General features: G+C 68.9%; 16 protein-coding genes. 2 read left to right on the plus strand and 14 right to left on the minus strand.

All coding sequences use genetic code 11. The annotated features are described in order from the left end of the window. Positions 1-224: 224 nt before the first annotated feature. The 10 genes from fliS to WD341_RS12065 form a co-directional block, all read right to left on the minus strand. Positions 225-707: a flagellar export chaperone FliS gene (fliS, locus tag WD341_RS12020; RefSeq protein ID WP_368425697.1), complete on the minus strand. Its 483-nt coding sequence runs from the start codon at positions 705-707 to the stop codon at positions 225-227. Positions 708-755: 48 nt separating this feature from the next. After that, the gene (gene fliD / locus WD341_RS12025) at positions 756-3,152 is read right to left on the minus strand and encodes a flagellar filament capping protein FliD (RefSeq protein WP_368425698.1); all 2,397 of its coding nucleotides are present in this window, start codon (positions 3,150-3,152) and stop codon (positions 756-758) included. A 4-nt stretch (positions 3,153-3,156) separates the two neighbouring features. Continuing rightward, the gene (locus WD341_RS12030; RefSeq protein WP_368425699.1) at positions 3,157-3,504 is read right to left on the minus strand and encodes a flagellar protein FlaG; all 348 of its coding nucleotides are present in this window, start codon (positions 3,502-3,504) and stop codon (positions 3,157-3,159) included. Between the two features lie 191 nt (positions 3,505-3,695). Further along, positions 3,696-4,856 carry a flagellin gene (locus tag WD341_RS12035; protein ID WP_368425700.1) on the minus strand — a complete coding sequence of 387 codons (1,161 nt, stop codon included), beginning with the start codon at positions 4,854-4,856 and terminating at the stop codon, positions 3,696-3,698. 355 nt (positions 4,857-5,211) lie between these two features. Beyond that, positions 5,212-5,694 (minus strand): flagellar assembly protein FliW, encoded by a 483-nt coding sequence (gene fliW, locus WD341_RS12040; RefSeq protein ID WP_368425701.1) that lies wholly within the window; start codon positions 5,692-5,694, stop codon positions 5,212-5,214. A gap of 15 nt (positions 5,695-5,709) precedes the next feature. Then, positions 5,710-6,627 (minus strand): flagellin, encoded by a 918-nt coding sequence (locus WD341_RS12045; protein WP_368425702.1) that lies wholly within the window; start codon positions 6,625-6,627, stop codon positions 5,710-5,712. An 11-nt stretch (positions 6,628-6,638) separates the two neighbouring features. Beyond that, entirely contained in the window at positions 6,639-8,429 is a 1,791-nt protein-coding gene (gene flgK, locus WD341_RS12050; protein WP_368425703.1) for a flagellar hook-associated protein FlgK, read from the minus strand. A gap of 48 nt (positions 8,430-8,477) precedes the next feature. After that, positions 8,478-8,924, minus strand: a complete 447-nt coding sequence (locus WD341_RS12055) for a hypothetical protein (RefSeq protein ID WP_368425704.1) — start codon at positions 8,922-8,924, stop codon at positions 8,478-8,480. Beyond that, positions 8,921-9,244, minus strand: coding sequence for a rod-binding protein (locus WD341_RS12060; RefSeq protein WP_368425705.1), 324 nt, complete (start codon positions 9,242-9,244; stop codon positions 8,921-8,923). The genes WD341_RS12055 and WD341_RS12060 overlap by 4 nt, the downstream gene beginning before the upstream one ends. Continuing rightward, on the minus strand, positions 9,244-10,356 hold the full coding sequence (locus WD341_RS12065) for a flagellar basal body P-ring protein FlgI (protein ID WP_368425706.1): 1,113 nt from the start codon (positions 10,354-10,356) through the stop codon (positions 9,244-9,246). The genes WD341_RS12060 and WD341_RS12065 overlap by 1 nt, the downstream gene beginning before the upstream one ends. A 262-nt stretch (positions 10,357-10,618) precedes the next feature. On the opposite strand from WD341_RS12065, the gene WD341_RS12070 reads away from it, so the two are divergent. Together WD341_RS12070 and dksA are read left to right on the plus strand one after the other, a co-directional pair. Next, the gene (locus WD341_RS12070) at positions 10,619-11,032 is read left to right on the plus strand and encodes a flagellar assembly protein FliX (protein ID WP_368425707.1); all 414 of its coding nucleotides are present in this window, start codon (positions 10,619-10,621) and stop codon (positions 11,030-11,032) included. A 175-nt stretch (positions 11,033-11,207) separates the two neighbouring features. Continuing rightward, complete coding sequence (gene dksA, locus WD341_RS12075; RefSeq protein ID WP_368425708.1) at positions 11,208-11,624, plus strand: RNA polymerase-binding protein DksA; 417 nt, start codon at positions 11,208-11,210, stop codon at positions 11,622-11,624. Between the two features lie 115 nt (positions 11,625-11,739). Here the strand turns inward: dksA and flgH are convergent, their stop codons facing one another. Genes flgH through flgF form a run of 4 tightly spaced genes read right to left on the minus strand, consistent with a single transcriptional unit; the run spans position 11,740 to position 15,182 of the window. Then, entirely contained in the window at positions 11,740-12,492 is a 753-nt protein-coding gene (flgH, locus tag WD341_RS12080) for a flagellar basal body L-ring protein FlgH (protein ID WP_368425709.1), read from the minus strand. 50 nt (positions 12,493-12,542) lie between these two features. After that, a complete protein-coding gene (gene flgA / locus WD341_RS12085; RefSeq protein ID WP_368425710.1) occupies positions 12,543-13,565 on the minus strand; it encodes a flagellar basal body P-ring formation chaperone FlgA in 1,023 nt (340 codons plus the stop codon). A gap of 25 nt (positions 13,566-13,590) precedes the next feature. Beyond that, positions 13,591-14,376, minus strand: a complete 786-nt coding sequence (flgG, locus tag WD341_RS12090) for a flagellar basal-body rod protein FlgG (protein ID WP_368425711.1) — start codon at positions 14,374-14,376, stop codon at positions 13,591-13,593. 35 nt (positions 14,377-14,411) lie between these two features. Beyond that, positions 14,412-15,182 carry a flagellar basal-body rod protein FlgF gene (gene flgF / locus WD341_RS12095; RefSeq protein ID WP_368425712.1) on the minus strand — a complete coding sequence of 257 codons (771 nt, stop codon included), beginning with the start codon at positions 15,180-15,182 and terminating at the stop codon, positions 14,412-14,414. Positions 15,183-15,367 lie beyond the last annotated feature (185 nt).

Raw genomic sequence — 15,367 nt, forward strand, 5'->3', positions numbered from 1 at the left:
CGTGCTGCCATGGGATCTCCAAGGAGAGGCCAGGCCCGATCGGCAAGTTGTTCCCGGTGCAGGGGCGAGTCTTGCCGGGCCGAATCGGTTGCCCCAGAGAGCAGGTTCTGCCGGGCGTCGCGTCCTTCCGGGCCCCCTCGCCGCCCTCGAACGCGAAAGGGCCCCATCCTGCGCGGATGGAGCCCCTGGCGACGGCCGGACGGAAGCGGGCAGCTGCCCGCAGGCTAGGCGGAGAGGTAGAGCTGGCGGGCGGGCGGCTGGTCCTGCTTCGGAGCGGGGCCGGCGGGCGCGCTGCGGGGCGCGGCGCCGTAGCCGGCGGCGGCCGGCCTGGCGGGAGTCGCCTGCTGCGCCAGCTCGTGCCAGGAGAGGCGCAGCGGCTCGAGCAGCCGGATGACCTCCTCGGCGGCCTGCGGATCGTTCCTGAAGTCGACCTCCGGCAGCTTGCGCAGGGCGAAGGAGTAGAGGTTCTTCAGGTTGGCGGCGATCTCGCCGCCGCGCTCCAGGTCAAGCGTCATGTAGAGGTGGTAGACGATCTCGGTGGCGCGCTTGTTGGAGCGGCAGCGGGCCTCGATGTCGCCGCGGGCGATGGCGTCGATCGCCTCCTTCAAGGAGCTGATCGCCCGGTCGAACAGCATGGCGACCAGCTTCGCCGGCGAGGCGCTCATGATCTGCTGAGTCTGGTACGTTTTCGCGGCTGCGTTCTTCACCGGCTTCTCCCTTGTCCTGCCGTGGTACCCAGGCTAGCGGCCCAAGGGTTAATTCCTCTTCGACATGGCGTCGACGATCTGCTCGAGGCTCTTGCGCTGGTTGTTGAGAGTGGCCAGCAGCGACTCCATCCTGACGAAGCGCTCGAGCATCTTCTCGCGCTGGAACTCCAGCCGCTCCAGCGTGAAGTCGGCACGCTCCTGGTTGCGCGTGTTCTGCTGGGTCAGGGTATCGATCTCGGCGTCGACGGCGCCGGTGTTGGCGGTCAGCAGACGGTCGAGCTCGTAGAACATCGAGGCGCCGAGGCCGACGGTGAAGTCGATCTGCACGTCCGAGAGGGCGGCGTCGCCGGTGTAGATCATGCGCAGGCCCTCGGCGCCGGACTGGTCCGTGACCGTGATGGTGCGCCCGGAGGTCGTCGCCGTGCCGTCGTCGCTGCCGTCGGCGGCGCCGCCGACGTTGGCGCTGCCGATCATGGTGCCCTGGGTCGTCAGGCCGAGCGCGGCGACCAGGTCGCCGGTGTCGCCGGCGATCTCGACCGGATCGCTGCCGGTCGCGCTGATCTGCATGTAGGTGCCGTCGTCGCCGGCGGTCAGCGTTGCCGAGATGCCCGGAATGCCGGCCAGGTTGATGCGTCCGACGATGTCGTCGAGGCCGTCCACGGCGACGTCGTAGGCGATCGCCGTGCCGTTGAGGGTGAACTGGCCGGAGGTCGTCGCCGCGACGCTGTCGACGCCTTGGAGCGGCGCGGTCTCGTCGACCACCGCGGCCGAGCGCTCCGCCGCCGAGCCGACCGAGCCGATGTTGATCTTGTAGCCCGCGGGGTCGTAGGCCGCCTTGCCGTCGAAGCCGATCAGCTGGACGCGCGGGTCGGAGCTCGAGAAGTCGAAGGCGAACAGCCGCTTGACGGCATCCGGGCTGTTCAGCAGGGCCTCGTCGAGCTTCGTCTCGTCGATGACCAGGGTGTCGTTGCCCAGAGGATCGTTCAGGCTGTCGTTATCGATGAAGTTGACGCCGATCTGGGCGAGCACCGAGTAGCTGGGGTCGACGCCGGTGGCACCGGCGCCGAGCAGGCGGGACATCGCGCCCTCGACGGTCGACAGCACGGTGGTGCCGAACAGCGGGCCCGCGTCCTCCGCCTTCTTCTGCGTATTCGGGTCCGTCTGGCCCTGCTGATTGATGAAGATCTTCAGCTCGTTGTAGGCGTCGACGAAATCGGACACCGCCGTCTTGACCGCGCTCAGGTCGCGCTCGACGTCGATCTTGATGGTGGTGCCGACCTCGGCCTGGAACAGGCTGAGCGTGATGCCGGTGAAGAGGTCGTTGATGGTGTTGCCGCTGCGCTCGATGATCTGGTCGGCGCGGACGATCCCCAGGCCGGCGACCAGGCTGTTGCTGTCGTTCTTGACCGAGATCGCGGCGCCGCCGTCGCCGGAGATCGCCAGGCGCACTTCGCCGCCCTCGGTCACGACCTCGGCCGTGACGCCGGCGACGGCGCCGATCTTCGCGGCCAGGGTGTCCAGGGTGTCGGTCGAATCGTAGGTCACCGTGCCGAGCAGCGCGCCCGCGCCGCTGCGCAGCTCGAAAGTGTTGCCGGTGCCGGTGACGCCGTAGTTCGAGAGGGGGTCCGAGGCGCTGGCGACCAGCGTCGATTCGAACTTGGAAGGATCGAGCAGCCCATCGGCCTTGAGCAGTGCCTTCTGCGCCGCCTGCAGCTCGTTCGAGAAGCTGACTCCTCCGTCCTCCGAGATGCCGAGGTCGGCGAGGGTGCCGCCGGTCTCGTTGTCGAGCACGATGTCCTTGCCGGTCTCGGTCGCGGTCAGCACCAGGACCGATTGGTTGCTGCCGACCGAGACGATGCTGGCCGAGACGCCGGACGGTGCGCTGCCGGTATTGGCGTTGTTGAGGCGGTCGCGCAGGTCGGCGAGCGTGTCGCTGGCGGCGACCGTGATGGTCTTGCCGTTGACGTCGAAGGAGCCGCTGCTGCCGAGCGCGGTCGAGATCGAGGCGAAGGTGCCGCTGCCCAGCTTGTGGGCCTTGGCGATCTGCAGCACCTCGATCTCGTGGCTGCTCGCCTCGGCGGCGTTGGTCGTGGTGACCCCGACCAGGTTCGCCGCCGGGCTGCCCGTGGCGCCGTCGCTGCGGCTGGTCGAGGCGAAGGCCGACTTGGCGCTGAAGATGTCGCTGGAGTTGCCGATGGCGATCTTGCCGTAGAGCGTCGAGAGCGAGGTCTTCACGCCCTGCATCAGGCTGCTCATGCTGTTGAGCGCCTCGATCTTGGTCTTGTTGGTGTCGATCTTGGCTTCGATGCGGTCGATCGGGATGCGCTTGGCGGCGTAGGTCGCCTCGACGATCTGGTTGAAGTCGATGCCCGAGCTGAAGCCCGAGTAGCGCACGCGGCCGCTGGTGTCGGTGACCAGGGAGCCGTTGATCAGGCTGTCGGACATCTGATTAGACCTTCATGTCGAGTTCGCGCGCCAGCAGCTCGCGGATGCCGCGGGCGTCGCGCAGGATCGCTTCGGCGGGAAACTGATTCAGAACCTCGCCGGTCTCGCGGTCGCGGACGACGGCGACCACCCGCCTGGTCGGTTCGTCGACGTCGAGCTCGATCTTGACCGAGGTCAGCGCCACCTCGTCGCGGGGCGGGCCCTCGGCGCCGCTCAGGCTTTCGAGGGACTTGACGGCGAAGCCTCCGTCCGGAGCGGGGCGCTGTGCCGGGGCCGCCTGGCCGTGGGGCAGGAGCGAAGCGCCGGAAGCGGCAGCCGTCGAAGTCGGCGGTAGGATGGACAGGTGTTCCATCGCTCGTCTCGCCTCTAAGCCATTGCGGTGTCGTCTCGCAGCTCGACGCCCGATCGACCGGAGGGTCGGGGCGCCGCAATGCCTGGGAATGTATCAAGCAAGATGCGGGCCAATATGCCGAGCGCATCGGAGAGAAGGCGGCCGGGGGGGCGGGGGGGGGGGGGCCCCCCCCCGGGACCTCCTCGTCGGCCTCAGCCGAACAGACGCATCAGGTTCTGCGGCATCTGGTTGGCCTGAGCCAGCATCGAGACGCCGGCCTGGACCAGGATCTGCTGCGAGGTGAACTTCGACATCTCCGAAGCGACGTCGAGGTCCATCAGGGCAGAACGCGCCGCCTCGGAGTTTTCCGTCGCCGTCGCGATGTTGGCGGCGGCGAACTCGAGCCGGTTCTGGTTGGCACCCAGGGACGCGCGGTTCTGGGCGAGGGTGTCGATCGCGTTGGTGACCGCCGTGATCGCGTTGTTGGCGTTGGTCACCGTGTCGATCGTCGCGGTGTCGAGGTTCGAGTCCAGCGCACCGGTGCTGGCCTTGGACAGGTTGATGGTGATGTTGTCGGAAGCGTCGGTGCCCGTGCCGACCTTGAAGTCCAGCGACAGCGTGTTCGAGGTGCCACCGGCGATCTCGAACTTGTTGGTCGCAGAGATCGCCGCGGTGTCGTCGAACTGCGAGTTGAGCTGGATGGTCAGACCCGCGCCCTGGATGACGACGTCACGGAAGGTGCCGGCTCCCGGGCTGGCGATGCCGGCCTCGGAGGTGTAGGCGACGGCGGTGACGTCGTTGGTGACCGTGAACTGGTCGGTCGTCGCGTTGTAGGCGACGGTGACCGAGTCGGTGGCCGAGAAGGCACCGGTGTCGCTCGAGAAGACGAACTGCTCGATGCCGGCGTCCTGGCCGATGCTGGCGCCGACGGTGGCGGCTGAGAAGGTGTTGGAGCCGTCCAGCAGCTTGGTGCCGTTGAAATCGGTGTCCTCGGCGATACGGTCGATTTCCGACCGCAGGGCCGTGAACTCACCGTTCAGCATGCCGCGCTCGGTGTTGGAAAGCTGTCCCGAGCTCGACTGAACCGACAGGGTCTTCATCCGGGTCAGGATGTCGTCGATGCGGCTCATCGCGCCGTCGGCGATCTGAAGCATCGACACGGCCTGGCCGGCGTTGACCGAAGCCTGCTTCAGGGAACCGACCTCCGCCTTCAGACGCGAGCCGATGGCGAGAGCCGCGGCGTCGTCCTTGGCGGACAGCACGCGGGTGCCGGCCGACAGCTTGGCGACGGAGTTGGAAGCCGAGGCGTCGGACATGCCGAGGTGGCGATGGGCGACGTTGGCAGCGAAGTTGGAAACGATCGAAAGAGCCATGGTGGTATCTCCTACTTGGATGGTTGCAGTGTGCGCCGGCGTCCTGCCGGCATGCCGCCTTCCTGGCAGCGTTCAATCCGATGCAACGCTCGTGCCAAACCCGGCAGAGCTTGCCCGGCAAGGATTTCCGCCCTCCCGCCCGCCGCCGCGGCACTTTCTGCCCGGCAGATCTTGCCGCCTCGACGGGTTTTTGCCGGGTCGCCGTTGCCGCCGGGATGTTTTTGCCCTGTGGTGGGGGCTTGGGGGGTACCCTGAATTTGCGCCAACGTAACGGGGCGGGCTCCAGGTCTGGAGCCGGCCCCGAAGGAAGCCTGACTGATCGCGAAGGGTGCCCGGCCGGGAGCCGGCAGGCGCGTCAGCCGGCGAGGCTGTGGCGGATCTGATAGTCGGCGTTCTGCAGGACGATCTGGCGGCCGAGGCGGCGCTTGAGGTCGAGCACGAGCGGCGCGCGCAGGTTGGCGGTCATGTCCAGGCCCTTGGCGCCCTCGCGCAGCGTCACCATCAGCAGGAAGGTCGCCTCGGCGAGCGCGACGCCGGCGCTCCGGCAGGCGCCGGCGAGGTCGCCGGCGGCGATCAGGCCGGCATCGGGCTCCATCGGCGTCACGATGAAGGACAGCTCCGGCCGCTCGAGCGACTGCAGGAGCTTGAAGAGCGCCAGCTCGGGCTGCGGCAGGTTGGCGAGGCCGAAGCGCTGGCGGCCGCCGAAGCCGAGCAGGCCGGCGGGGAACTCCAGGGTGGTGCTCTCGTCGAAGGCGTAGATGCCGAAGCGGGTCTCGACGAACGTCTCCTCCGCCGCGGGCACGGTCGGCTCGGCGAGCAGGGCTTGAATGGCGGCCATGGCGGAGTTTTCCTTCTACTGCAGGAAGTTGACGAGTGAGATCCGGCTGAGCTTCGCCGTGACCGAAAAAGAGGCCTCGAGCATCACCTGGTCGGCCGTGAAGCGGGTCATCGCCTCGGCGACGTCGACGTGCTGGAGGTCGGCGATCGATTGTTCCACGTAGCCCATCAGTTCGGTGTGGCGGCCCTTGGCGCTTTCGAGGGCGATCTGGTCGGCGCCGACCTGCGAGCGCACGTCGGGCAGCCGGTCGACCGCCTGCTCGACCGCTTGCAAGGCCTGTTCCAGTTGCGTCTTGTCGCCGTTCGCCGTGCGCGTCAGCTGGATCGCGCGGCCGAGCGCCTCGAAGGCCGGGTGGTCGGCGGTGATCCCGTAGGTCAGGATCTCGTCCTCGTCGATCCGGGCCGCCTGCTGCAGGCTGTCGCCGGCGTAGTAGCCGCTGTTCGCCGGGATCGGGTCCAGGGGGTCGTAGCCGGGCGCCAGGGGGTCGAAGCTGCCGACCTCGACCGGGGCGCGGTTGCTGGTGCCGCCGGCGAAGAGGTAGCGGCCGTCCTCCTGCTTGTTGAGCAGGCCCGCGAACTGGTCGAGCATGGTCTGGCCGCGGTCGGCCAGGGCCAGGTCGCCGGCGTTGTCGCCATTGCTGGCGTTGACCAGCAGGGTCTTGAGCTCGCTGGCGATGTCCTGGAGCTGCGAGATGCCGCTCTCCATCGTCGTCAGGCGGGCGCTGACCAGGTCGATCTGCTTGACGAAGTTCCCCGAGCGCAGGTGCATGTTCTCGAGCGAAACCGCGCGCCGGCTGTCCTCGGCGATGCCGGCGTAGTCCTGGCTCTGCTTGCCGCTGGAGATCTGGATCGAGGCCTCCTGCATGCGCGTCTGCGTGCGGTTCGCGTTGAACAGCTGGTGGTCGTGCAGGGCGTAGGTCGAGGTGCGGATCATCGGGGCGGTCCCTAGCGGATGATGTTGCTGAGCGCGTCGAACATGGCCTGGGCCGTGGTGATGACCCGGGCGGAGGCGGCGTAGGCGTTCTGGAAGACCACCAGGTTCGCCATCTCCTCGTCGATGTTCACGCCGGACAGCGACTTGTGCTGCTGTGAGAGCTGCTGGTGTAGGCTCAGCTGGTAGTCGTAGTTGGCGCTGTTGTTGGAGCTGATGCGCGCCGCGTTCGAGACGATCTCGGCGCCGTAGCCGCTCAGGGTGGTGGAGGTCCCCGCCAGGCCGCCGGCGGCGCCGAAGGAGACCGTCTCGTCGAACTTGCTGCCGAGCGCCATCGCGACCCGGTTGTCGGAGAAAGCGACCCCCGGCTCCCCGGCGGCGGGTGCCGCCGCGGCGTCGCTCAACTGGCCGCGCGACAGGCGCGAGGGGTCCGCGGCGAGGTCGCCGCGCACCTGAATCAGCTGCGCCAGTCCGGTGGTGGGGTCGCCCTGCACGTTGCCGGGCGTAGTGAATAAGTCGTTGAGGCCGAAATAGTTCGAAAAGCCGCTGATTGAGTTGGTGCCGTCGGTCACGGTCTGGTCGCCGAGATCGACGATGGCGATGCCGTTCGGCGCGGTGTCGGCCGAAATCCCGAGCGGTCCGGCGGCCGCGGTCGTCGCCGTCGCGCTGCCGCCGAGGTTGGCGTTGATGGCGTCGCGGACCTGGTCGACGGTGTAGGTGCCGGCCGGCAGGTCGTGGGAGTCGACCATCAGGCCCTCGCCGTCGAGCACCGCGATGCGCACGGCGCTGGTCAGCGTCACCGAATCGGCGGTGGGATCGGCGAAGGCGCGGCTGCCGGTCAGGCTGTCCGCCGGCGGCAGGCCGGTGCCCTGGTTGTGGATCAGGTTGAGCTGGTTGCGCAGCTGCTCGCTCAGGCGGTCGAGCTCGGCCTGCATGTCCGGCAGAGTCGAGTCGCGCAGCTCGACCACGCCGGCGATGCGGCCGCCGCGGATCGAGGCGGTGATGTCGGTGCCGTTGACGTTGATGCCGTCGATGCCCCCGCCGAGCGTCATGTTCGGCGACATCGTGGTGACGGCCGTGTGGCTGAGGGTGGCCGCCGTGCTGTCGGCGAGCAGGACGCCGCCGGTGGTGTAGACCGACAGGGTGCCGTCGCTGCGCGTGAAGGAGCTGACCTCCATCTCGGCGCTGAGCAGCTCGAGCGCGCGGTCTCGCTCGTCCTCCAGGTCGCCGGTCGGGATGCTCTGTGCGCTGTTCTGCTTGATCTTGGCGTTGAGCTCGGCGATCCGCTCCAGCTGGTTGTTGATGGTCTGCACCGAGCTGGTGACCTGCCGGTCGGCGTCGCGGCGCAGGTCCTGGATGCTGCTCGCCATGTCGCCGAGCTGGTCGGCGAGGTTCAGTGCGGCCTCGATCGTCTGGTTGCGCACCGTGGCGCTTTCCGGCGTCGCGCCGAGGGCGTCGATGGCTTCGGCCAGGTTGGAGATCTTGTGACTGACCGTCTTCTGGTCGCCGGGGGTGCCGAAGAGCTGCTGCACGCTGGTCAGGAACATCTCCTTGACCTCCAGCGTCTGCAGCTTGGTCGAGGCCTCGCGGGCGTCGGCCTGGACGCGGGAATCGACGGTCCGCACCACCGCGCTGAGCTCGACGCCGGCGCCGACACCGGCCAAGGTCCGGCTGCTCGCCTGGGCGACCTTGCGGGTGTAGCCGTCGGTGTTGGCGTTGGCGACGTTGTTCGAGATGGCGCTGAGCGCGCCCTGCGTCGTGCGCAGTCCCGAAAGGGCCGTGTTGAGGGCGAGGGTGAGGCTCATGGCGGGGGTGGGCCTTCTGAGGGACGGACTATCGGCGGCGGCGGACGGCTAGAGACGCTGGTCCAGGGTGACCGACACGCTGCGCCGCTGGACCGGCGAGGCCGGGGTTGCAGCGATCTTGGCCGGACCGTAGGTGCCGGGGCCGCGCTGCTGCTTCTCGACCTCCGTGACGATGTGCTTGAGCAGGCGGTTGGTCGCCTCCTTGGTCGCGCGCAGGGCGCGCTCGTTGGCGGCCAGCACCCGGTGGAAGTGCTCGGTGACGGCGCGCAGCTCGTCGCGCACGGCCGGCGTGATCGTCTGCGTGGCGACCGGATCGCCCTCCAGGGCCCGGATCGCGGACTCGTAGGCGGCGGCCAGCACGATCTTGTCGTGCTGCAGGGCCTGCATCTCGCGCGGCTTCATGGCGCGCAGCATCTCGATCTCGAGCTCCAGCACCTCGATCAGGCGGCTGGTGATCGTCAGCAGGTCGGCGACCTGGCCATTTTCCCTGATCATTGCTGTGTCTCCTGCATCTTGAGCATTTCCCGGGCGATCTGGTCGGCGAGGCCGATGCCGCCCGCCTTGGCGACCGACTTGCCGTATTCCTCGACGAGCAGGCCGCGGTAGGTCTCCTCGGCCTGGCCGCCGCCGAAGGGGCCGTCGGTGCTCAGGCCGTCGAACATCGGCTTCAGCATCTCGGACAGGAACAGGGCTTCGAAGTCCTGGGCGGCGCGCTCGATCTTGGCGAGGTTGGCGCGCGCGGCGGGGGTCGCCGGGACGGCGGGGCTCGCCGGGAACTGGCTGGCCTGGAGCTGGGCCGAGAGGGCGCTGTCCATCACATCACCTCGATTTCTGCCTGGAGGGCGCCGGCGGCCTTGATCGCCTGTAGGATCGTGATCATGTCGCGCGGCCCGACGCCCAGGGCGTTGAGGCCGTCGACCAGCTCCTGCAGCGTGACCCCGGCCGGCAGGGTCGCGAGGCGGCGGTCGTCGTCCTCGTCGATCTCGATGTCGGTCTCGGGGATGATTGCCGTCTCGCCCGCGCCGAAGGGGTTCGGCTGGTTGACCTGGAGCTTCTCGCCGATGCGGATCGTCAGGTTGCCCTGGGCGATCGCGACCTGGCTGACGCGCACCTTGTCGCCCATCACGATGACGCCGGAGCTCTCGTCGATGACGACGCGGGCGATCTGATCGACCTGCACCGGGATCTGCTCGATCTCCGTCAGCAGCGCGACGGTGTCGCCGGGATAGTTGGCCGGCACCTGGATCTCGACCGTGCCCGGGTCGACGAGGCGGGCGACCGGCAGGTTGAGCCGCAGGTTGATGCTGTCGGCGATCCGCTTGGCGGTGGTCAGGTCGGGGTTGCGCAGGGTGACGTTGACGCGGGTCAGCTGGTTCAGCTCGAAGCCGACCTCGCGCTCGACGATGGCGCCGTTGGCGATGCGCGCCGAGGTCGCGACGCCGCGCGATATGGCGGCGGCGGCGCCGACCGCCTTGAAGCCGGCGACCGCCAGCGAGCCCTGGGCGACCGCGTAGACCTCGCCGTCGGCGCCCAGCAGCGGCGTCACCAGCAGGGTGCCGCCGACCAGGCTGGTCGCGTCGCCGAGCGCCGAGACGTTGAGGTCGATGCGCGAGCCCTGGCGCGAGAAGGGCGGCAGGTTGGCGGTCACCATCACGGCGGCGACGTTTTCGGTGTCGAGGTCGTCGTTGCGGGCGTTCACGCCGAGGCGCTGCAGCATGCCGATCAGGCTCTCGCGGGTGAAGACCGCCGCGTCCAGATCGTCGCCGGTGCCGTCGAGGCCGACGACCAGGCCGTAGCCGATCAGCATGTTGTCGCGGATGCCCTCGAAATCGGCGATGTCCTTGATCCGCGACTGGGCGGAGGCGGCCTGCCCGAGGGTCAGGACCAGGATCGCGGCAAGGATGCTGAGGGGGAGGCGTGTGAACATGAGGTCCCGTGACGGTCTTGTTTGCCTAGCGGAGCGGCCGCGCCACTCCGTTCGGCTCTCAGGGATGCGAGGACCATGCCAGTTCGGAGTCCCTCGGCTATCCCGCTGTCGTACAACAGGAATTTCTGTGGGCCGGGTGGCGGCGGGGCGGCAGGGGGCGGCCCTGCGGCAAGAACTGCCGGGGCAGCCCGGCCGCGCTTTACGCCTTCTTAACCGCGTCGGCCGCAGGCTCCGCCGCGACTGAAGGACACGTCACACCGCCATGAACGTCGACCCCCTTTCAAGACTGCGCGCCGCCGTCCTCAAGCGGGCGGACAAGCGCGCCAGCACGGGCAGCTCCGGCTTCGCCGAGGCGCTCGGCAGCGAGCCGCGCGCCGGTGGCGTCAGCGGCTCGGCTCCCCTTGGTCCGGTCGATTCCCTGCTCGCGCTGCAGGCCGTCGGCGAGCGGCCGGACGGCAGCACCCAGGCCCGCGAGCGGGCCGAGGATCTGCTCGACCAGCTCGACGAGATCCGCGTCGGCCTGCTGGTCGGCTCGATCCCCGTCGCCGAGCTGGAGAAGCTCTCGGCCGCGGTTCAGCGCCGGCGGGCCCATGTCGAGGACCCGCGCCTTGCGGAGCTGCTCGACGAGGTCGATCTACGCGCAAGGGTAGAACTCGCCAAGCTCGGCCGACGCTAAGCCCTCGCCGGCTCCGCATGCTCCTGCGCGCCCCGGCCAAATCCCCACAGTTTTCAAGGCTTTGCCCCGCCGAAGCCGGGCTGCGACTGGGACTTGTCCGGGCGGCGCGGATTCATATACTCCCGGCGCGTAACGCCTGCCCGTGCCTCGGGCGGTGCCTTGGACGGGATACGAGATGACGGTGACGCTTTCCCCCGATTATCGTCCCAGCGAGGACGAGCCCTTCATGAACCCGCGCATGAAGGAGTACTTCCGCCGGAAGCTGCTGAAGTGGAAGACCGAGCTGCTGCGCGAGTCGGGTGAAACCATCGAGCACATGCAGACCGAGAGCTTGGCGGAGTCGGATATCGCCGACCGTGCCTCGCTCGAGACCGACCGCTCGCTGGAGCTGAGGACCCGGGACCGCGAGCGCAAGCTGATCAGCAAGATCGAGGACGCGCTGGCGCGGATCGAGGAGGACACCTACGGCTACTGCGAGGAGACGGCAGAGCCGATCTCGATCCGTCGGCTCGAGGCGCGCCCGATCGCGACGCTCTCGATCGAGGCCCAGGAGCGCCACGAGCGCCTGGAGCGCACCCACCGCGACGACTGATTGCGAGAGCGCCGGTTCCACCGGCGCCGTTTTCAAGAAAGAGAGCCGGCGCCCAGGGGACGCCGGCTCGAGTGTATCCGGGCACGGGCAGTGACCCGGCGCGTTGGTCCGATCCTCAGAAGGGCCAGAGGATGTCGTAGATCTGCTGGCCGTAGCGCGGCTGCTGGACATCGGAGACGGTGCCGCGGCCGCCGTAGGAGATCCGGGCCTCGGCGATCTGGTCCCAGTTGATCGTGTTGGTCGAGGTCAGGTCCTCGGGACGGATGATGCCGGCGATCTGGAGCTGGCGCAGCTCGTAGTTGACCCGCGTCTCCTGGCGCCCGGCGACCACCAGGTTGCCGTTGGGCAGGACCTGGGTGACCATCGCGGCGACCCGGATGTCGATCCGCTCGGAGCGGCCGATGCTGCCGGTGCCGTCGGTCACGGAGTCCGAGCTCGCCTCGATCAGGTTCGCCGGGTTGACAGCCTCCGGCAGGATGCTGCTGAACTTGGTCTCGAAGCCCAGGATCGACGGCAGGCCGGCGCCTTCGCTCGCGCTGCGGGAGCGGTTCGTGCTGTTGCTCAGCGAGGCGCTGTCGTCGATCAGGATGACCACGGTCAGGATGTCGCCGACGTCGCTGGCCCGCTGATCCTTGAAGAAGGCCCGGCTGCCCGCGCGCCACAGGGAGTTCGGCTCCTGGTGCAGCGTGTCGGGAACCGGCATCGGCATCGCCACCGGCTGGACGCCGGCGATCACCGCCGGGTTTTCGATGGTGCTGAGCGAGGGCTCCGAGCCGACCTCGGACAGGCGGGTCAGGGTGTTGCAGCCGCTGAGCGCGAGCCCGAGGGCCAGGGCGCCGGTGACGGCGAAGAGCGATTTGGCGGACATGTCGAGTTCTCCGGAAGGGGGGCGGCGCGTTCGGGCGCCGGCTCGGTTGCTCAGAATTGGCCGGTGGCGACGTCGACGACGCCGGCCTGGGTCACGACCGCCTGCACGATGGTGTTGGACTTCAGGTTGACGACGCGCACTAGGCTGCCGGCGCCGCCCTCGTCGAGGGAGCGGCCCTGGGCCGTCAGGGTCATGCCGGCAGAGCGGTAGCGCAGGGTGACCGGGGCGTTGCGCGGCACCAGGACCGGCGCCTGCAGGTCGCCGGCGCGCACCGGGTCGCCGGCGCGCAGGCCCCGTGTCGGGCTCTGGCCGATCATCTGCGCGGGATCGGTCAGCAGGTTGGCCGAGACGCGATCGGCCGGCCGCATCTCCCAGCCGATGTCCCCGACGCCGAGGATCTCGCCGGCGCCGACCCGGCGCAGCAGGACCGGCACCTCGACCAGCTCGAGGACGCGGCCGCTGAGCGGCGCGCGGATCGTGGGGCTGCCGTCGTCGGGATAGACCAGGGTGACGCTGAAGCGGCCGCTGCGCTGGTCCTGGCGCAGGCCCTCTAGGCCAAAGCGGCCTTCCGACTCCAGGGGCAGTGCGATCGAGATCGTTGTCTTGTCGAGCGAGATCTCCAGGTGCCGCCCGTCGTTCTGCTCGGCGAAAAGGCGCTCCACCGCGGGTTCGATGTCGCCGGCGCCGATGCGGATCGCCGCGTGCTCGACGACGGTGCCGTCGAGGTGCGAGCGCGGCTCCCAGTCGACCCGGTAATGCTTGGCGAGCCGAGCGAGCCAGGCGGCGTCGACGGGCGTGGAGTCGCCGAGGCTCGGACCCCGGGCCACCGGCGTCTCGGCCTGCTCGGCGGAGAGTCCGGCGAAAAGGTCACCCAGAGTGACCACGGCCTCGGTGATCAGGGCCGGCTGCCGGAGCTGGATCGAGCCGAGCGCCGGGGCCAGAGCGGTCTGCCCGGCAGCGGCGGGACCGGTCGTGCCGGACTCGGCGACGGCCGACGGAGCACCGGCGGCGAAGGCGAGGGCGCAGCCGAAGGCCAGTGCCAGCGGAGCGGCGGAGCGGGTCAGGCGAAGCATGGCGGATCTCCCTGGCTGGGCGACGTCAGCGCAGCTGGTTGACGTTCTGCATCATCTCGTCGGCGGCCTGGATGACCTTGGAGTTCATCTCATAGGCCCGCTGGGCGGTGATCAGGTTGGTGATCTCCGAGACGACGTTGACGTTCGAGGTTTCCAGCGCACCCTGCAGGATCGCGCCGAAGCCGTCCTTGCCGGGCACGGAGGCGAGGGCGCCGCCGGAAGCGGCGGTCTCAAGGAACAGATTGTCGCCGATCGCCTCCAGGCCCGCCTCGTTCGGAAAGGCGGCGAGCTCGAGCTGGCCGACCCGGGTCGGGTTGACCTGCCCGTCGAGCTGGACGAAGACCTCGCCGTTGTTGTTGATCGAGATCGAGGTGACCTGCGGCGGGATGGTGATGCCGGGCATCACCAGATAGCCGTCGGGGGTCACCATGTCGCCGGTCGGGCTGAGCTGGAAGGAGCCGGCCCGGGTGTAGGCGATCTCGCCGGTCGGCATCTCGATCTCGAAATAGCCGCGGCCGTTGATCGCCAGGTCGAGGCTGTTGTCGGTGATCGTGATGTTGCCCTGTTCGGTGATCCGGTAGACCGCCGCCGCCTTGACGCCGAGGCCGACCTGGACGCCCGACGGCACGATCGTGCCGGCGTCCGAGGAGGCCGCGCCGACGCGCCGCAGGTCCTGGTAGAGCAGGTCGTTGAACTCGGCGCGGCCGCGTTTGTAGCCGGTCGTGTTCATGTTCGCGATGTTGTTGGAGATGACCTCCACGTTCATCTGCTGGGCCAGCATGCCGGTGGCCCCGATCGAAAGCGCTCTCATCGCATGGTTGCTCCTTGTTGACTCACGTGCTGCCGCTAGGCGCTCAGGCTGGAGCGGGTCAGGGTCTCGATCGCCTTGCGCTGGCGCTCGTGCTCGTCGTCGACGACCTTGCTGGCCGACTGGAAGTTGCGCACCGTCTCGATCAGCCGAGTCATCTCGACGATGCCGTTGACGTTCGACTTCTCGATCATGCCCTGGAAGACGGTGGGCGCGGCGACCGGCTCGGGATCGGCGCCCGCGCCGGGGCGATTGAGGCCGTTGGCCTCGCGCTTCAGGGTGTACTCGTTCTCGAAGGCGACGACCTTGAAGCGGCCGAGCACGACGTTCTGCCCAGGCAGCAGGGGGTCGCGGGCCGAGATCGTGCCGTCCTGGGCGATCTCGATCTCGCCGGAGCCGGGCGGCACGACGATCGGGCGGCTGCGATCGTCGAGCACCGGTTGGCCGGCGGTCGTGACCAGCCGCCCCTCGCCGTCGAGCATGAAGGAGCCCTTGCGGGTGTAGCGCTCGCCGTCGTCGGTCTCGATCGCGAAGTAGCCGTCGCCGGAGATCGCGACGTCGAGGGGATTGTCGGTGTGGACCAGCGCGCCTTCCGACAGGTCGCGGACGGTCGCCAGGTCCTTGACGAAGGAGACGTTGCGCATGCCCCGCGGACCCTGGGTGGAAATCGGCGACTCGTGCTCGATCACCATCAGCGCCTCGGCCTTGAAGGCCGGGGTCGACATGTTCGCCAGGTTGTTGGCCAGCACGTCCATCTGCCGGCGCAGCACGGTCTGCCGGGAAAGCGTGATGTAGCTCGGATTTTCCATCGAATGCGTCTGCCCGTCTGCCTGGGACCGGGGGGCGGTCCTGGATCGTCGCCGGGCTCTATCGGCCCTGTTGCGGCGCAGGACAGGATGCAGGTGCCGTGCCACGGCCGAGCCGCCACCCATTTCAAGGGCTTACGGCGATCCGGTCGCGGCCCTCGGCGGGCAGGGGCGCTGCCGGGGTAGAG

This window comes from Tistlia sp., from assembly GCF_040905785.1.
Lineage (GTDB): Bacteria > Pseudomonadota > Alphaproteobacteria > Kiloniellales > DSM-21159 > Tistlia.

Bases quoted from the DNA above. Each gene is read 5' to 3' on its own strand.
- fliD (WP_368425698.1), bottom strand. From the start codon at position 3,152: ATGTCCGACAGCCTGATCAACGGCTCCCTGGTCACCGACACCAGCGGC.
- WD341_RS12030 (WP_368425699.1), bottom strand. From the start codon at position 3,504: ATGGAACACCTGTCCATCCTACCGCCGACTTCGACGGCTGCCGCTTCC.
- WD341_RS12035 (WP_368425700.1), bottom strand. From the start codon at position 4,856: ATGGCTCTTTCGATCGTTTCCAACTTCGCTGCCAACGTCGCCCATCGC.
- fliW (WP_368425701.1), bottom strand. From the start codon at position 5,694: ATGGCCGCCATTCAAGCCCTGCTCGCCGAGCCGACCGTGCCCGCGGCG.
- WD341_RS12045 (WP_368425702.1), bottom strand. From the start codon at position 6,627: ATGATCCGCACCTCGACCTACGCCCTGCACGACCACCAGCTGTTCAAC.
- flgK (WP_368425703.1), bottom strand. From the start codon at position 8,429: ATGAGCCTCACCCTCGCCCTCAACACGGCCCTTTCGGGACTGCGCACG.
- WD341_RS12055 (WP_368425704.1), bottom strand. From the start codon at position 8,924: ATGATCAGGGAAAATGGCCAGGTCGCCGACCTGCTGACGATCACCAGC.
- WD341_RS12060 (WP_368425705.1), bottom strand. From the start codon at position 9,244: ATGGACAGCGCCCTCTCGGCCCAGCTCCAGGCCAGCCAGTTCCCGGCG.
- WD341_RS12065 (WP_368425706.1), bottom strand. From the start codon at position 10,356: ATGTTCACACGCCTCCCCCTCAGCATCCTTGCCGCGATCCTGGTCCTG.
- WD341_RS12070 (WP_368425707.1), top strand. From the start codon at position 10,619: ATGAACGTCGACCCCCTTTCAAGACTGCGCGCCGCCGTCCTCAAGCGG.
- dksA (WP_368425708.1), top strand. From the start codon at position 11,208: ATGACGGTGACGCTTTCCCCCGATTATCGTCCCAGCGAGGACGAGCCC.
- flgH (WP_368425709.1), bottom strand. From the start codon at position 12,492: ATGTCCGCCAAATCGCTCTTCGCCGTCACCGGCGCCCTGGCCCTCGGG.
- flgA (WP_368425710.1), bottom strand. From the start codon at position 13,565: ATGCTTCGCCTGACCCGCTCCGCCGCTCCGCTGGCACTGGCCTTCGGC.
- flgG (WP_368425711.1), bottom strand. From the start codon at position 14,376: ATGAGAGCGCTTTCGATCGGGGCCACCGGCATGCTGGCCCAGCAGATG.
- flgF (WP_368425712.1), bottom strand. From the start codon at position 15,182: ATGGAAAATCCGAGCTACATCACGCTTTCCCGGCAGACCGTGCTGCGC.